The 15,207-nt window shown below is 52.0% G+C and carries 12 protein-coding genes and 1 tRNA gene; 7 read left to right on the top strand and 6 right to left on the bottom strand.

What is annotated here, in order from left to right:
* Positions 1-286 precede the first annotated feature (286 nt).
* From KK062_RS00710 to KK062_RS00695, 4 genes are all read right to left on the bottom strand, one after another.
* Positions 287-865, bottom strand: coding sequence for a 5'-methylthioadenosine/S-adenosylhomocysteine nucleosidase family protein (locus KK062_RS00710; protein ID WP_254082309.1), 579 nt, complete (start codon positions 863-865; stop codon positions 287-289).
* Positions 866-914: 49 nt separating this feature from the next.
* Positions 915-989, bottom strand: a tRNA-Val gene (locus KK062_RS00705).
* Between the two features lie 222 nt (positions 990-1,211).
* Complete coding sequence (locus tag KK062_RS00700) at positions 1,212-3,164, bottom strand: DUF7133 domain-containing protein (RefSeq protein WP_254082308.1); 1,953 nt, start codon at positions 3,162-3,164, stop codon at positions 1,212-1,214.
* Between the two features lie 14 nt (positions 3,165-3,178).
* The gene (locus tag KK062_RS00695) at positions 3,179-5,092 is read right to left on the bottom strand and encodes a 3-keto-alpha-glucoside-1,2-lyase-like domain-containing protein (protein ID WP_254082307.1); all 1,914 of its coding nucleotides are present in this window, start codon (positions 5,090-5,092) and stop codon (positions 3,179-3,181) included.
* 252 nt (positions 5,093-5,344) lie between these two features.
* On the opposite strand from KK062_RS00695, the gene KK062_RS00690 reads away from it, so the two are divergent.
* The 5 genes from KK062_RS00690 (at position 5,345) to KK062_RS00670 (ending at position 9,837) form a co-directional block, all read left to right on the top strand.
* Positions 5,345-6,535, top strand: a complete 1,191-nt coding sequence (locus KK062_RS00690; protein ID WP_254082306.1) for a M20 metallopeptidase family protein — start codon at positions 5,345-5,347, stop codon at positions 6,533-6,535.
* A 103-nt stretch (positions 6,536-6,638) separates the two neighbouring features.
* Positions 6,639-8,255: a Na/Pi symporter gene (locus tag KK062_RS00685; RefSeq protein WP_254082305.1), complete on the top strand. Its 1,617-nt coding sequence runs from the start codon at positions 6,639-6,641 to the stop codon at positions 8,253-8,255.
* A gap of 50 nt (positions 8,256-8,305) precedes the next feature.
* On the top strand, positions 8,306-8,662 hold the full coding sequence (locus tag KK062_RS00680) for a phage holin family protein (RefSeq protein ID WP_254082304.1): 357 nt from the start codon (positions 8,306-8,308) through the stop codon (positions 8,660-8,662).
* Between the two features lie 3 nt (positions 8,663-8,665).
* The gene (locus KK062_RS00675; RefSeq protein ID WP_254082303.1) at positions 8,666-9,091 is read left to right on the top strand and encodes a hypothetical protein; all 426 of its coding nucleotides are present in this window, start codon (positions 8,666-8,668) and stop codon (positions 9,089-9,091) included.
* The gene (locus KK062_RS00670) at positions 9,088-9,837 is read left to right on the top strand and encodes a phosphoglycerol geranylgeranyltransferase (RefSeq protein WP_254082302.1); all 750 of its coding nucleotides are present in this window, start codon (positions 9,088-9,090) and stop codon (positions 9,835-9,837) included. The genes KK062_RS00675 and KK062_RS00670 overlap by 4 nt, the downstream gene beginning before the upstream one ends.
* A gap of 9 nt (positions 9,838-9,846) precedes the next feature.
* Here KK062_RS00670 and KK062_RS00665 read toward each other — a convergent pair whose 3' ends face one another.
* Together KK062_RS00665 and KK062_RS30880 are read right to left on the bottom strand one after the other, a co-directional pair.
* The gene (locus KK062_RS00665; protein ID WP_254082301.1) at positions 9,847-10,539 is read right to left on the bottom strand and encodes a response regulator transcription factor; all 693 of its coding nucleotides are present in this window, start codon (positions 10,537-10,539) and stop codon (positions 9,847-9,849) included.
* Positions 10,540-10,563: 24 nt separating this feature from the next.
* A complete protein-coding gene (locus tag KK062_RS30880) occupies positions 10,564-11,826 on the bottom strand; it encodes a sensor histidine kinase (protein ID WP_254082300.1) in 1,263 nt (420 codons plus the stop codon).
* 160 nt (positions 11,827-11,986) lie between these two features.
* Here KK062_RS30880 and KK062_RS00655 point away from each other — a divergent pair, with 160 nt between their 5' ends.
* Complete coding sequence (locus KK062_RS00655; protein ID WP_254082299.1) at positions 11,987-12,397, top strand: DUF1573 domain-containing protein; 411 nt, start codon at positions 11,987-11,989, stop codon at positions 12,395-12,397.
* A gap of 172 nt (positions 12,398-12,569) precedes the next feature.
* Positions 12,570-15,134: a phosphoenolpyruvate carboxylase gene (locus tag KK062_RS00650; protein WP_254082298.1), complete on the top strand. Its 2,565-nt coding sequence runs from the start codon at positions 12,570-12,572 to the stop codon at positions 15,132-15,134.
* Positions 15,135-15,207 lie beyond the last annotated feature (73 nt).

Raw genomic sequence — 15,207 nt, 5'->3', positions numbered from 1 at the left:
TTAACTACTTACAGGAGGTTTTCAACCATGCGTGTGATGGGCTACTCCTGCATTTACACCGGCGAACAGACCGGTCAAACATAAATAGTTTTTAAAAGATCGTACCTACTTGGGGTAAAATACGTGTAGCGGACTCAACAATGCGGTTTCCAAAAAGGTCACCGCATAGTGAGTCGATGATTTTTGTGGAGAAAAATACACGCTGCCGGGCAATAGACCAGCCAGCAATTGATGAGATGGATAGGAATAACGTGGCACAAATCAGCGTGTGGCCACTACGTTGGACCTATTGCGGTTGTCGCAGTTTATGAATAGCCGTTTTTAAAGCACTGGATGCGCTGCGTACAGAGGTCTGCCAATCCATCGCTGCCTGCCCATCCGCGCCGTCCGATATATACTTCAGACACAAGAATGGAATCTGTTCTTTCATTGCCACCCAGGCCAGGGCATACGCCTCCATGTCGATTACATCATACGCCGTAGCAGCGTGATCCACTTCAAAGCTATCGCCACTGCCGCAAATACCTTCAGGCAAGCCCGGCGCAGTCAATCCGTAATGCAATACTGCAGGCTGATCGGTAAACGGTGTGGTATACTTCTCAAATCCCAGCGCCGTCACATCCATATCGCGTTGAATAAACTGCGTACAGCACACCACCGTACCCCGCGCGTGTAGCTGACTCCCCGCCGACCCCAGGTTGATGATGATGCTCGGCCTCCGCACGGCGATCTGTCGCATGAGACTAAAAGCAGCATTCAGCTTACCAACACCGACAAACAGAGGCTCAAACTCAGTAAACTCGTGAGTGGCTTCTTCCTGAATGGCAAAAGCAAACAGCGGGGTATGTGTTAACAGGTCGTACATGACAGGGTTAAGCTAATAAAAAAAGCCACTCGATTGAGTGGCTTTTTTGTGGGAGCTGAGGGGTTCGAACCCCCGACCCTCTGCTTGTAAGGCAGATGCTCTGAACCAGCTGAGCTAAGCTCCCATATTTTGGGACTGCAAAGGTAGTAGAGGAACGGATTTTTCCAAAGCAGGAGACACAGCTAAGTGAAAAAAAATTGAAAAATCTTTCTGGCTAATATGCCGGCCTCAAAACAAGCTTCTAATTATCATTTACTTAGGTGAATTTCTGCCGAGCTTAAAAAGCATAAAAAATCCCGAAGGGATATCCTTCGGGATTATGGGCCATGCTATAGAGCTCTGATTCCTATGGATTCGGCGCGGTTTCTTTGCGCAGGGAATTGATCCAGGTGGCAATCTTAAGGGCTTCGGCCTTCGGTACCTGTGGCATCGGTGCCATAGGCGTCTCGTGTTCGGGCCAGTTCTTCGGCTCGGGATTATAGATCAGCTGTACGATGCGCTCGTTGCTGTACTTACGCTTCGCCACATCGGCAAAGGAGGGGCCCACCTGGCGCTTGTTGACCTGGTGACAGGCGGTACACGTGTTCTTCACCAGCAGCGGTTCGATCTCAGCATATGTGGGAGCTTTCTTAGAAGCGGTAGCGGCTGTCGCGGCCGTTGTTTTAGCCGGAGTCGTTTTAGCGGGGGCTGCCGCAGCAGACTTTTTCGTGCTGTATTGACCCGGAGTCAGACGTGCGCCGTCGGGAATGTTGTTGAGGGTATAGAACGCCGTGGCATGCAATACCGGCAAGCCGTCTTGCGAGCGGATGCCCGGCAAGGTGAGCTCATGCAGGTAATACTGACGCAGATTGTCGATCACCAGTCGCACGGTCATCGCGTCATCAGATACTTTAACACCTTTAATGGCCAGCTTCTCGTCGTTGATTGTCGGGCTGCCGTATACAGAATGATACTTATAGATAAAGCTGCGGCCTTCGTATGACGACAGGTCTTCAGCTTTTGCTTTGTCAACCGGTTTGGTAAACTCGATCTCGAAGCCATCCGGCATTGCGCGCACAGTCTTCATTTCCATCGGCACAGCGCCCATCCAGAGCAAGCGTTGGAAGCCAGAAGTTGTGGTGCCGGCAGAGCCCCAGCCCCGGTTTGTTTCACCTACAAAGAGCGAGCCGTCGTGGCCCCAGTTCATGCGCAAGACACCTGACTGAAAGCCAGAACGGAAGTCAAAAGCCACGCCCTGGAACTCGCCCTTTACTTTCTCCATCACCACCCGCATGATCTTGCTTTGGCCCTGGTCGCCTACAAAGATCTGACCGGCAAAAGGACCGAAGCCACCTGCCGTTTCGTCGCGGAGGATTTCAGAGTTAGAGATACCCAGCACACCGTGTGGCAGCCATACTGCCGGCAGGCGTACTTCCGGGAATTGTTTCTTAACCTCGAAAAGAAGGTTGGGATTCTTTTCGTCAGCAATGTTTTCAGGCTTTACCGCCTGACCGTTCTGGCGAATGCGGCGCTCGTCGAGCTTGGCAAAGAACTGATCCGCAGTGAGCTTAACCGGCGAGTTGGGTTGGCCTGTCCAACGAAGGCCGGCGGGGTGACCCGTAAAGCTTCCTTTGGTTACGTGGAAGATGGCGCCTGAACCTTGCCAGTCGCCCTGGTTGTCGTCGTAAAAAAGCTCGCCGTCGATCATGCCCAACCCACAGGGTGAGCGCATGCCCGTAGCCCAGGGTTCCATCGTGCCGTTCGGAAGAATGTGCATCGTCCATCCACGCCCCGGCTGGCGGCTTTCGCCACGCCACCACTCTTCGTCGCCAAAGGCTACGTTACCCGTCACGAAGAAGCTACCGTCAGGCGCGATCTTTGGACCGAAAGAATATTCATGATAGTGGCCGGAGAGTGGCCACGCATAGATTGTTTCGTAGACGTCGGCTTTGCCGTCGCCGTCGGTGTCGACCAGCTTGGTGAGCTCACCGCGTTGGGCAGCATAGAGGGCGTTGTCTTTATACGCAAGCCCCAGTGGCTCGTGCAGGCCGGTAGCGAAGAGGGTATAGCTGGGCACACGGCCGTCGACCATGGCAGCATTTTCAATCACCCATACATCGCCGCGGCGTGTAGACAGGGCAACACGTCCGTCGGGCAGCGTGGCTACGCCACCGACTTCGAGCAGTATACCTTCCGGAGTGGGAATGGTGATGATCTTATAATAATCGTCTTCTGTGGGGGCTTTTACTTGTGCCTCCGCCAGCAGGAGGCTACAACCCGCCAGGCCCAAAAGGAATAATTTCTTTATCAGCTTGTTCATGATGATCGTGCGATTTACCAAATGACAGAATATTTTACCGTGTTACCGGTTACAGGTACAACCAGCTCTTTCTTACCGCCAACTTCGCGGATGGTAGCTTGCCCCGTAGGTTTTACATAGTACTGCTTATCGTCGATGGCATAGCTGCCGTCGGGCAACGACAGGATACTGCTGCCTTCCGCCAGCTTGTAGTATAAACCGGTTTGAGTACCGCGATCTTTGATCGTCACTTCGTGCGTGAGGATACGCTCATTGTCTTCGGGGTATACTTTGTCACTTACTTCCAGGCCCTTGTACAGGAACTTAAATACCGGGCGGCCCGTGGCAGGGTCTACGGTATAACCTTTCGAGCGATATTCGTTGGCTGTTTCGGGGAAGGCGTCATTCGCATTAGGCAGGAAGGCCAGCGGCTGGCCGATGAATAAATATTGGACAGCGCCCAGCGGACGGAACGAGCCGTCGCCACGGTCATGCCACATAGGAGTAGCGTCTACGAAGTCACCGCGCCATACAGCGGCCAGGTTGCCCGAGCCCAGGTCGTATACATAGTTAATGCCGCCAGGTTCACCTACGCCGATGGTGTGGGTGAGGCGTTTGCTGCGACGGCCATCGAAATTGATAAAGGCACGGAGCAGCTTAGGCTGTGATCCGACAGCGATCAGGATCGGAGTGGTGGGCTCGTCGTCCGGCGGAAACGAGTTATAGGCATTCAGGGTCACAGGATATGTGCCATCCGTTTGTACGGTCAGGCCGAGGCGGGGGGGCATCCACGAAGCATCTTTGAAGTTAGCAATTACAAACGGATACGAACCGGCCTTCAGGGTAACGGAACCTTCGTTCCAGCCGCCTGCATCAGGGCGTTGCACGTCGACAAGGGTTTCGTCGTTAACGGTAAATACAACGCCACCGGTATAGCCCAGGCGGAAAGTGTATTTGCCGTCGGTCGGCACCGTAACTTTACCGGTATAGACAATACCGTAGCCGTTCTCGTCGTCCAGTACATCGCACGTGAGTGACGGCGAAGTGCCGGTCTTTACCGGTTTAGCAGTGGCGAATTCTGATACAGCCTTGAAGTTGCCTTTGTAGGCTTTGAAAGCGACGTCGCTAACCGCCGCCGCACCTTCTTTCATCAGCTTGTAGCGGACGTTGCGGAAGGCCACGGCACCGTGGTCGCCCTGAATCATGATGGGCCCCTTGGCCGTCTCGTTGTTTTCAACGGGGCCACCGGTGGGCAGCGGCACTTCTACGTTGTCATGTATTTTAACGCCGTTCAATTCAACGGATACAAAACGAGCGTTAGCAATTTTCTTACCATTGGTATCGAACTTCGGCGCACGGAAAGAGATTTTCAGCGTCTGCCACAGCCCGGGAGCCTTAGAGGGGTTGCTGAGCGGGGCTTTGCCGAGGTATATTTTGCCGGGCTCGTTTTCCCAGTTACGGTAGATGCCGCCAATGTCGGAGTACTTGGCGCTCTTCGCTCCCCAACTGTCAAACAGCTGTACTTCGTAGCGTCCCTGCAGGTATAGGCCCGAGTTGGAGCCTTTGGGAAGCATAACTTCCAGTGACAATTCAATGTCGCCGTGCTCGAAGTTGGTGACCAGATTATCTTTTTTGGTGTTGTCGTTCAGATTCAACAAGATGCCTTTGCCGGCGGTAAAGCGTACCGCTTGTGGGGCAGCGGCCACAACTTCTTCTTTCTTGCCTTTTTTCTTTTTGCCGGTTTCGGCAGCCGGGGCGGCGTCTTCGTGGTGTACGTCAACGGTGCGGTCGATGACCACGTCGCCGACAATCTGCCAGTTACCCGCCTGGGTTTTGAATGCCGACATGTCGTCGAGCTTCAGCGTTTCCATTCCGTCGCGCTGCTGGGCGAAGGCCACTGAGCACGACAGCATCGTGAACGCCGCGAAAATGTTTGTGCGTAGGTACATTAAGGTTAGAATTTTTTGAAATGAAAGGTCCGAATATGCGAGGATAAGTTTGTATTCACAAAGAATGTTTGATCAAGGGTTTGGCAACCGGCTGGCGGGTTCCATCACACCAGACAAAGAAATGCCCCGAAACCCTAACAAATACTCTCCAAAAGCGAAAAAAGATCATCAAATCAGTCGGTATGCAGAATAAAGGATATTCTTTTTCAATCTGACCGGGTAGCGTTACTTTTGGAAGCACGATTAGAAACCATGAGTCTCCTTGAAAAAATAAAATCACTGTCGCAAGCGCACAGTGCCCAAACCGTAGCCATCCGCCGTCACATACACGCCAACCCGGAGCTCTCCTATCAGGAAGTAAACACAGTGAAGTATGTGGAGGAACAACTACGTTCGTTTGGCATCACCAGCATTACACGCATGGCGGGCACCGGCCTGGTGGCCGAAGTTGCGGGTAAGAACCCTACACGCAAGACCATCGCCCTGCGCGCCGACATGGATGCGCTGCCCATTGTAGAAGCAAACGACGTGCCCTATAAATCCACTAACCCGGGGGTGATGCACGCCTGCGGACACGATGTACATACTTCTTCACTGCTGGGCACGGCCCGCATTCTGAACGAAGTAAAAGATCAGTTTGAAGGTACCGTACGTCTTTTGTTCCAACCCGGAGAAGAAAAAAATCCGGGGGGAGCTTCCTATATGATTCGCGATGGTGCGCTGGAAAATCCCCGGCCGGCCGGCATCATCGGCCAACACGTATTCCCCCTGCTGCCAGCCGGTAAGATCGGCTTCCGCGAAGGTATGTATATGGCAAGCGCTGACGAGATTTACCTGCGGGTGATTGGCAAGGGTGGTCACGGTGCCGCGCCGGAGCTGGCCATAGACCCGATCGTGATTGCCTCGCATATCATCATTGCCCTGCAGCAAATCATCAGCCGCAACGCCAGCCCCAAGCAACCTACCGTACTCACCTTCGGTGACATCGTGGGCAAGGGAGCGACGAACATTATTCCCGATGAAGTACGGATCGCCGGTACCTTCCGGGCCATGAATGAAACGTGGCGCGCGTCGGGCTTGCAGAAGATCCAGAAAATGGCCGAGAGCCTGGCGGAAGGCATGGGCGGACGTTGCGAGGTAGAGATCTCCCACGGTTATCCATACCTGGAAAACAACCCTGAACTTACCCGTCGGTTGCGGGCCGCCGCCGAGGCCTATGTGGGCCAGGAAAATGTACACGACATCGACATTACCCTGGGGGCGGAAGACTTTGCCTACTATTCACAGGTGATCCCGGCGTCGTTCTACCGGCTGGGTACACGTAACGATGCGAAGGGCCTTACTTCGTACGTGCATACACCCACCTTTAACATTGATGAAGACGCCCTGGCCATTGGTCCCGGCTTAATGGCTTGGATGGCCATAAACGAACTGGTGGGCTAAGCCGCCTGGCGTGCGTGTATGTTAAAACTATATTAATTATTTGGGCGACACAGTATAGATACCTGCGCCACGATGTATTTTTACACCTACTGTAAACAACTCTTTGGAAACTGCGCTACCGACTGATCCTGGAAAAAAGATTCGTGACAACGTCTGGATCGTACTGTCCATTATCGGTGCGCTTTTGCTTTTCATCTTTGCCCTCGACCTGATGGTATCATCGTTGCAGCACCTCAGCCGCAACGTTACCGAAACCATTCTGCTGGCCACCGCCAATCCGTTCACTGCGCTTTTCATCGGCCTGCTGATAACGGCCATGCTGCAAAGCAGCTCCACTACCACCTCGCTGGTGGTAGCCCTGGTTGCTTCGGGGGCAATCACCCTGCAGAGCGCGATTCCGATTATCATGGGCGCCAACATTGGAACGACCATTACCAGCACTATTGTGGCGCTGGGCTTTATCAATCGTCGCAAGGAGTTTAAGCGTGCCGTGGCGGCGGGTACCTATCATGACTTCTTTAATATCCTGACAACGGTCGTACTCTTCCCGCTGGAGTATTATTACGGGTTTCTGTCGGGTATTTCTGCCTGGCTGGCGCAACGTTTCTTTACGCCAACGGCACATCCCGTGGAAGAGGCCATCAAACCGGCGGGAAGTATTTTCGGGCCTGTGGTACGGCCGTTGCTGGAACTTATACCGAGTCCGTTTGTGCTAGCCCTGCTGGCGGTGATTATGTTGTTCTGCTCCATCCTGATCTTCCGTAAGCTGATCTCCGATTTACTCAAGGCCAAGTCGCCGGAAGTATTCAGCCGGTTCTTTTTCAAAAATCAGCTCAAGTCGTTTGGCTGGGGGCTGTTGACAACGGCAGCCATTCGTTCCAGTACCATTACTACTTCGGTGGTAGTGCCTATTGTCGCCAAAAAGATCGCCACGCTGCGGCAAGCGGCGCCGTTCATTATGGGGGCCAACGTTGGTACAACTATTACAGCATTTATTGCGGCGGCATTGAATGCCAATACGTCCAGCGCCATCAGCATTGCCATTGCACACTTCCTTTTCAACTTCATTGGCGTACTATTGTTCTTCCCTATTCCCGTGTTGCGCCGGTTGCCGATGGAGCTTGCCAGCGGTTTGGGCAAGCTTACGCTGAAGTATCGTTTAGTAGGGTTTGTATACTTGTTGCTCACCTTCTTCTTTATACCGTTCTCGCTGATCTACTTCAACCGCGATGCGACCGAGAGTCTGCACCTGACATACGCCGCCACGGCGCCCGGCGAGCCGAAAGTATATTACCGTGTGGTAACGCAAATGAACAAACGCACGCAGAGCGGCGAGTGGGTACGGTATGAAGGCAATGCCGAGACGATTACCGACCAGGAGCCGTCGCTTATCTATCCGGTATATGTGAAGAATGCCACCCTCTTTGTGGGCGACCAGATGTTCTTGTTTAATCGGCCTGGTTTCTGCTGGGACGGCGAGGACGGGCAAGGAAAATACCGTGTGTGCATTGACCAGGTGTTACAGCATATGGCATTAGCAGATATTTCGTTCGACTCTGTTTATGTGTACAAACAGCACTACGTGGAAGGCAGCAAAGCCCGGTCTGACCACCGTTATTATTACAGCGCGGCGCATAAAATTCTACTCCAACACGAGGAATTAGTTACGCCCGACAGCGCCGTGGTGCGCGAAAAGCTGCTGAAGTTTGAGCCTCAATAGCGGTCTTTAATTCCAATCTTCTCTCTATATTGCGGTAAACTGGATACAGTGTGCTGAAGGAATCGATTTTGAAGATGTTGAAACTGGATAACCTCATTAGTAACGTCACCGGCTATGTAGAGACGCGTATCGAGCTGATGAAACTGGAGGTGAAAGAAGACCTGGCAAAAGCCATTGCCAAGATGGCCCTGTTTATTATCATCGGTTTTATTGTCACGCTTTTTGTCCTGCTGATCAGTATGGCTGTAGCCTATAAGATCGGCGAGTCTCTCGGCAACTTTGGCGGCTTTGCCATGGTAGCGGGATTTTATTTTATACTGGCCCTGGCCCTGATCCTGGGCCGGGATACTGTTCGTGATACCCTGGAAAAACGATTATCAGAAAACTTGAAGCAAAAGAAAAAGTAGCGTATGGAACTGCTGGAATCGAATGACATGAAGAGCGAGCTGCTCAAGAAATCAGCCAAACATCGTGCGCAGTTGGAGGAGGAGGTAAAACTCATCTCCGAACGCACTAGCAAGGTGGTGATCAATACGCTCGTCATAGGCGGCACATTGGCTCTCTCCTACTTGTTGGTACGGCAGCTGGCGGGCGGTGGTAAAAGCAAGAGCAGACGCCGCAAGGTCGTGCACGCCAAGCCGGTACGCGTGATCCAATCCAATGGGCACGAGCCCATCGAAGAAGTGAGCTACGAGTCCGCGGTGCCCGGCATCGTGACGCAGATCGGTACAGCCCTGGCAAGCCAGGCTACCGTCTTTCTGCTGGGCCTTGCAAAAGAAAAGCTCGCCGAGTATTTACATTCTTCTACAGAAGATAAGAAGGAAACAAAAGAATGAGCGTTCTCACGTCCCTGCACGAGCGCCGGCAGCGTGGGAAAAAATCCATCGCCGTGCTGGTCGACCCTGACAAAATAGAAGACCCCGCGCGGCTTACGCAATTGATCAACCTGGCCAGCGAAAACTGCGTCGACTATTTTTTTGTCGGTGGCAGCCTGGTCACGACCAGTAACCTGGCACAGATCGTGCGGCAGATCAAAGACCTTGTAAAAATCCCCGTTGTACTCTTTCCAGGCAACTCAATGCAAATTGAGCCCACCGCAGATGCATTATTGTTTTTGTCACTTATCTCCGGTCGCAATCCCGAGCTGCTCATCGGCCAGCACGTGGTCGCAGCGCCCATCATTCGCAATACAAAACTGGAAGTGATCCCGACAGGGTATATGCTGGTCAACAGCGGCCGCATTACTTCGGCTGCCTATATCAGTAACACCATGCCCATTCCCGACGACAAGTATTCACTTGCGGCCTGCACGGCCATGGCGGGTGAAATGCTGGGCTTGCAAGCCATGTATATGGATGCAGGCAGTGGTGCCGAAAAAGAGATTAGCGTCAAGATGATCGCCGCCGTGCGCAAAGCAATACAAATACCCTTAATTGTGGGCGGTGGGATCAACACCAGTCAGAAAGCCCTGCGGGCATTGGAAGCTGGCGCGGATATGGTCGTGATCGGTAATGCGCTGGAAAAAGATCCTGAGTTACTGATCGGCATTGCCGACAAAGTATACGAGTGGAATCAGGGCTAACACCCTGGACTATTGCTCAAACTCCAACCGAAAGCCCACGCCATGATAGTTTACGATCCGAACACTGGGATCTTCTTTCAGGTATTTGCGTAGCTTGGAAATGAACACATCCATACTGCGGCCCATAAAGTAGTCGTCGTCTCCCCACACATGTTTTAAAATCTCCTCGCGTTTTAACACGCGCGTGCGATGCTGATACAGCAACTGTAACACTTCAGCCTCTTTCTGTGTCAGGGTTTTTTCAGTATCGTGTAGCCGTAGCGTATAGGTCGTGTAATCAAAATGATACCGGCCCAGGGAGAACGTACGCTCGGGGGCAGGCATAGGCTCGCTGGTGCGGCGCAGGAATACCTCCATGCGATACAGTAACTCTTCGAGGTTGAAGGGTTTGGTGATATAATCGTCGGCGCCGGTTTGAAAGCCGGTCAGCTTGTCTAAGGTCATCGACTTGGCCGTGAGGAAGAGAATGGGGATTTCCTTGTCGCTTTCGCGCACGGTACGGGCAAGCGCAAAGCCGTCCTTCTTCGGTAGCATGACATCGAAAATGCAGAGATTAAAATTGCCTGTCAGGAAGGACCGCTCGCCGGCTTCACCATCCGTGCACAGCGTAACAGTATACCCCCGCATTGTCAGGTTGTCTTTGATGACAAAGCCCAAACTGGGATCGTCTTCCACAAGCAGTATTTTCTTTTCGGCTATCATGCAGTACGGTTTGGTGGCGTTCGGTTAAGCAGGGATAAACACCCGGAATACACTGCCCTTGTCGAGCTCGCTGTGCAGGGTTACATATCCATCATGGGCTTCAACGATCGTCTTCACATAGCTTAACCCTAAGCCAAAGCCCTTTACGTCGTGTACATTGCCGGTAGGAACACGGTAAAATTTCTGAAATACACGCTTGTGATTCTCATGCCCAATGCCGATACCATTGTCCTGGACTTCGATCAACACACCCTTGTTATAGTCGGTGGTCGAAACAGTAATCAGCGGTATATCGCGGCAATACTTGATGGCATTGTCCAGCAGGTTGGTCAGCACGTTCGTAATGTGTAAGCGGTCGGCCTGTAGCTCATGAATGGTGGCGTGAAACGCCGTGCTGACAGCGCCCTGCTTTTCGCGCAGGGTCATCGACGCATTGTGGATGGCGTCACCGATGATCTGGTGCACGTTTACCGTTTCTTTCTGTAGGGCGATGTCGCCCTTGTCCAGGCGGGCCACTTGCAGCACGCGCTCGACTTGTTGCTTGAGCCGCAGATTTTCTTTTTCGATGATCGAGGCATAGTTCAGCAGTCGCTCGGGCTGATGTACAATGCCAGGATCTTTTAAGACTTGAGTCGATAGCGCGATAGTAGAGATCGGTGTCTTAAACTCGTGCGTCATATTATTGATAAAATCCTTCTGGATCTCTGACAGCCGCTTTTGCTTGAGGATAATGAAAATAGTATAGCTAAAGAAAATAAGCACAACCAGGAGCACCGCGGTGGAGAATGACCAGATGCCCATTTGGTTTAGCAGGTGGGCGCCGCGGTTAGGAAATTGCACACCGAAATAATAGCCGTGGTTGGCCCACTCGGGTAAATTGCGGTCAGTAATTTTACTCTTGGCAGTCTTGAGCGGTATATAATTTCCATAGAGCATACATTCGCTCAAACAATCATAGACGCCATATTCAAAGTCGATAATGATATTGCGTCGCTCAAATTCCGTGCGTAGCAGGAACTCCAGCAGACGTGCATCCAGTTGATTGTTGACCGATACGACAAAATAGTTGGAAGAGAGTTGCTTCACCGGGTTGATCGCCGGCGCGGGTGTGTTGTTGATATCGTATACCTGCTGGGCGACATTATAGAGGGCAGTTGTTACCGAGCGCTCAAACTCGGCTTCCTTCAGGTTGAAGGCACGGCGCACCCAATAGATCTGCGTGATCGTAATGCCCACGATCGAAAGCGTGGCCAGAATGACGATAAGGCGTATGGTCGAGTTTCTCACGGTTCAGAAAGGTACGATATTGTTTCCCCCGGTGCTGTTAGATTAACAAGTCATTAACATTTTTTAGGCATCGTTTAACACCGTTTCGCGAACGGTATGCGCAGTTTTGTATCGTTCGAACAGCAATACTTTTACAAACTTTTAAACCGCATTACAACGTATGAGAAAAACTGCTTTTATCCTGGTCGGCGCTTTTTTCGCGCTGGCAGCTTTGACCCAAACCCGTGCCGCGCACGTAACAGGCGTAACCGACTTTTTCGGAACACCTGCATTTAACTGGGTAGCCACCACCTTCAACTTTGGTAAGATCAAAGTCAACAAGCCGGTCAACCACACCTTTACATTTACCAATACCGGAAGCGAGCCGTTGGTAATCACCTCCGTAAAAGCCTCTTGCGGTTGCACCGTAGCGGAGTACTCCAAAGACCCGATTCCGGTAAACGGAGAAGGTTTTGTGAAGGCCACCTACAATGCCGCCAACAAAGGTGTTTTTAACAAGACCGTCACCATCATTGCCAATACGGAGCAAAGCGAGGTAGTGTTGACCATAAAAGGCGAAGTGGTCGATTAAACCATTAAACCGCAACCACCCAATAGGGTGCGCAGGAAGTGGAGGAGTGCCTCGCTTTCTGCCCCCTTTCTTATTCCGTAAACGTTTTCGGAAAGAAAATCTGCAATATATTGACCCTCTAGCCCCCTCACGGCAGTATTTGATAACTTTGTTGGCGTTCAAAAACTAGCTAATGGCAAGTGAGTTCAATAAGACTGTTTCTACACGGTACCACATGTACAACAGTCTTTTCCTTAACCTTCCCTACACGGGCATTTACCGGACCGGTACACTGCTCCCCCTGTTGCAACAAGCCTGTGAAACTGGATTCGAAAAGGGCAAGGACCCCCTTTCAATCATTAAGAAGTTCTTTGCAGACTTTACACCTCAGGCCTCGCGCGAAGAGCAGTTCAACCTGCTGTTCAACCTGATTCAATACGTAGAGCGTCAGGTGGTATTGTTCGACTCGATCGAAGATGCCGCCTTTGACGAGATAAACGACCTGCATGGCAAGGGTACGCTCTCAGCCTTGATGTTGCGGGCGCAGTCAGAAGGTGTCGAGGAGGCGTTGCGCCAAAAGCTGGAAGACTTCAGCGTGCGTGTGGTGCTGACAGCGCACCCTACCCAGTTCTATCCCGGCAGTGTACTGGCCATCATCAACGACCTGGAGCTCGCCATTCGCGAGAACCGTTTGGAAGACATCAACCTGTTGCTGCGGCAACTGGGCAAGACCGCCTTTATTAATAAAGAAAAGCCTACGCCGTTCGACGAGGCCGCCAGCTTGTCCTGGTTCCTGGAAAATGTATTCTATCCGGTAATCCCCGGCATCGTCCATAAGATAATGACGGGTCTGAGTGTAAAGCTGGAAGAGTGGAATAACTTCGACCTGATCAAGATCGGCTTCTGGCCCGGTGGCGACCGCGATGGCAACCCGTTTGTTACACACGAAACGACCATTCAGGTTGCGCAGCACTTGCAAGAAACGCTCTTGAAGTGTTACCACCGCGACCTGCGTTGGCTGAAACGCCGTCTCACCTTCAAAGGTGTAGACCATATCATTGCCCGTGCTGAAAGTAAAGTATACCCCATTGCCTATGGCAACGGCTATGGCGAGATCTATCATCACCCCGACGAGCTGTTGAACGATCTGTTTGAAGCACGCGAGGTATTGATCAACGATCATCGCGGCCTGTTCCTGGAACTGCTCGACTCCTTTATTCTGAAAGTAAAGATCTTCGGTTTTTACTTTGCCAGCATGGACATCCGTCAGGACAGCCGCAAACACGCCCAGGTGTGGGAAGCCTGTCTGGCCAAGCTGCAGTCGAAGAATAAGAAGCTCAAGAACTTTGATAAGCTGAGCGAGCGTGAGAAGATCGATACGATCCTCTCGCTCAACTTCAAACCGGCGTCACTCAAATTCGACGATGACTTTGTAACCGAACTGATCGAAAGCATTAGCGTGATCGGCCAAATACAAGAGCAGAACGGTGTAGAAGGATGCCACCGCTATGTAATCAGCAACTGTCAATCAGCACTGGACGTTATCCGCGTCTATCAGCTGGCGAAGCTAATACTCGGCAAAGAAGAAGAATTAACGCTGGACATTGTGCCGCTCTTCGAGACGATCGAAGACCTGGCCAACTGCGAGTCCGTCATGAAGACGTTGTACAGTATACCGGAATACCGCGAGCACCTGGAGCGCCGCGGCAAGAAGCAGACCATCATGCTCGGCTTCTCCGACGGTACGAAAGACGGTGGCTACTTACGCGCCAACTGGTCTATCTTCAAAGCAAAAGAAAACCTGACCCGCATTGCACGTGAGGAAGGATTTATCGCGGTGTTCTTCGACGGACGTGGCGGTCCCCCGGCACGCGGTGGTGGCAATACCCACGACTTCTATGCTTCTTTGGGCGATACTATTGAAGACAAAGAAGTACAGATTACCATACAAGGACAGACCATCAGCTCGAACTTTGGCAAAGCGGTTTCGTGCCGATACAACCTGGAACAACTGCTGTCGGCCGGTATAGAGAATTCGGTCTTCCAAACACTGGATCCGCTGCAAGAGAAAGAGAAAGCATTGCTCGACTCGCTCGCAGACGAAGGTCACCAGGCCTACCGGGAGCTGAAACAGCACCCCAAGTTTGTGCCATACCTGGAGAAGATCACGCCGCTGGTATACTTTGGCGATACCAATATTGGTTCGCGCCCCGTGAAGCGTAACTCCGGTAGCTTGAAGTTTGAAGACCTGCGCGCCATTCCATTTGTAAGCTCGTGGGCGCAGATGAAACAGAACATCCCGGGATTCTACGGTGTCGGTGCCGCTATACGCGAACTCAAGTCGCAAGGCAAACTGCGCGAATTGAAGATCCTTTTTAAAGAATCGTTGTTCTTCCGCACGCTGTTAAGCAACAGCATGATGTCACTTACCAAATCTTATTACCCAGCCACGGCCTACCTGGCGAAGGACAAAGACTTTGGTGAATTTTGGAAGAAAATGCACAACGAGTATAAGCTCTCGCGCGAAATGATCCTGGAAGTGTCAGGCCTGACGGAGCTGATGGAGAACACACCCGTAAACCGCGACTCGGTAAAACTACGCGAGCGTATTGTCCTTCCGTTGATAACGGTTCAGCAATACGCATTGCAGAACCTGCGCGACCTCGAAGATCGTGACAAACCGTTTGAAAAACACCTACGGAAACTGGTACTACGCTGCATGTTCGGCATCATCAACGCCGCCCGTAACTCGGCTTAATAAAAAAGGGTAGTCCTCCACGAACTGCCCTTTGTAGAACTATAAAAAGAAAGGGGCTCGACGCCCCTTTTCT

The organism is Dawidia cretensis (assembly GCF_018598175.1).
GTDB lineage: Bacteria > Bacteroidota > Bacteroidia > Cytophagales > Cyclobacteriaceae > Ohtaekwangia > Ohtaekwangia cretensis.
The sequence above is the reverse complement of the archived record's forward strand: the minus strand, read 5'-3'. Positions and strand labels throughout refer to the sequence as shown.

Coding starts and splice junctions, on each gene's coding strand:
- KK062_RS00710 (WP_254082309.1), bottom strand. CDS start 865: ATGTACGACCTGTTAACACATACCCCGCTGTTTGCTTTTGCCATTCAG.
- KK062_RS00700 (WP_254082308.1), bottom strand. CDS start 3,164: ATGAACAAGCTGATAAAGAAATTATTCCTTTTGGGCCTGGCGGGTTGT.
- KK062_RS00695 (WP_254082307.1), bottom strand. CDS start 5,092: ATGTACCTACGCACAAACATTTTCGCGGCGTTCACGATGCTGTCGTGC.
- KK062_RS00690 (WP_254082306.1), top strand. CDS start 5,345: ATGAGTCTCCTTGAAAAAATAAAATCACTGTCGCAAGCGCACAGTGCC.
- KK062_RS00675 (WP_254082303.1), top strand. CDS start 8,666: ATGGAACTGCTGGAATCGAATGACATGAAGAGCGAGCTGCTCAAGAAA.
- KK062_RS00670 (WP_254082302.1), top strand. CDS start 9,088: ATGAGCGTTCTCACGTCCCTGCACGAGCGCCGGCAGCGTGGGAAAAAA.
- KK062_RS00665 (WP_254082301.1), bottom strand. CDS start 10,539: ATGATAGCCGAAAAGAAAATACTGCTTGTGGAAGACGATCCCAGTTTG.
- KK062_RS00655 (WP_254082299.1), top strand. CDS start 11,987: ATGAGAAAAACTGCTTTTATCCTGGTCGGCGCTTTTTTCGCGCTGGCA.
- KK062_RS00650 (WP_254082298.1), top strand. CDS start 12,570: ATGGCAAGTGAGTTCAATAAGACTGTTTCTACACGGTACCACATGTAC.